Consider the following 1,149-nt stretch of genomic DNA (forward strand, 5'->3'; position numbering starts at 1 on the left):
TTGATCGATCGGGGTGTACGAATGGTGCGCGAGATGCGTGTCGAGTCCGGCGTTCGCCCGGGTCGCCGAGGACAAGATCCGCTTCGAGACATCGAGATAGCGGCGCTAATGGCGGAGGCCGCCGGAAACAATGATGACCTGAAGGGTGTTCTGCTCGACCTGGCAGAGATGATCCGCACGCTGAAAATCGTGCTTGATGCAAAGGGAGAGGTTTTGAAGGATCAGTGATGCTAAAGCGCCCTCGTGAGATCATCCTTATTGCGCTGATTTTCCTCGCCGTTGGCGTCGCGTTGATGCTGTTCATAGGCCCTATTTTGCGAATGCTCGGCTGGCCGTCTTGACTCTCCTTCAATCAAGAACATAATAAGAACGTCACTGGCGATGCGGCCGATAATCAACAAGTTATACACACGATTTCCACTGGTTACACACAGTGGCAGGAGAAGCCATGCCTACGATCAGGTCCCTCGCCTTTCCACGATGGCGACGTGCGCGCGACGATCGGAACGTTGCTCGCAGACATCAAGTGTTTGAAACAGCAACTGGCCGTCACCCAGACCGGGATGAGCATCGGCTTCACCCGTGGTTGGCAGTAGAGCTTTGAACGGGACGTCCGGTGAATGAACCACGACGACAAGCTCAGGTTGGAACTCATGGAGATACTGCGAGGACTGGGGGGCGAAGCCACGAGCCTTTATGCTGTAGGCGTGCCAATGGTTGGAAAGGGTTTCGGGGAGCACGAGATCGTCAACGCTTTGATGGAGCTGGATCGAGAAAAAGTCATCGAATTACTTCCTGGGAATCAAATGCGAGTGTTGCAAGGCAGACGGTGATGACTGACGACAGTATGGTTCACCCGAATTCACCGGTCGTTTGGGAAGGAGCGGAGCCGCGGCGAAATCGAGTGGCGCTGCATCGAGCACCTAGCCAGCGACTATTGGGATGGGCGAGCGGTAACTCGCAACTGACATTGCGGTCAGCCACTAATCCTAGAGAGATGCAGTCGGTGTAACGCCTGTATACTCTGAAAGGTATCCAGAAGTCGCTCAGCCTCGACGGTCGAAATGCCCAAGTTTCTGAGACGCTGTATGAGCATATGCTGCTTCACAACAATGGTCTCACCACGGAGCACGTGACGTCTGACCATTT

The 1,149-nt window shown here is 54.6% G+C and carries 2 protein-coding genes; both read left to right on the plus strand.

The annotated features are described in order from the left end of the window. The coding region (locus ACP7BS_RS29720) for a hypothetical protein (RefSeq protein ID WP_426240922.1) at positions 1-228 on the plus strand (228 nt) is incomplete at its 5' end. Between the two features lie 392 nt (positions 229-620). Beyond that, positions 621-833 carry a hypothetical protein gene (locus ACP7BS_RS29725; protein WP_426232226.1) on the plus strand — a complete coding sequence of 71 codons (213 nt, stop codon included), beginning with the start codon at positions 621-623 and terminating at the stop codon, positions 831-833. Positions 834-1,149 lie beyond the last annotated feature (316 nt).

Origin of the sequence: Pararhizobium sp. DWP1-1-3 (genome assembly GCF_049896125.1) — a bacterium.
Lineage (GTDB): Bacteria > Pseudomonadota > Alphaproteobacteria > Rhizobiales > Rhizobiaceae > Pararhizobium.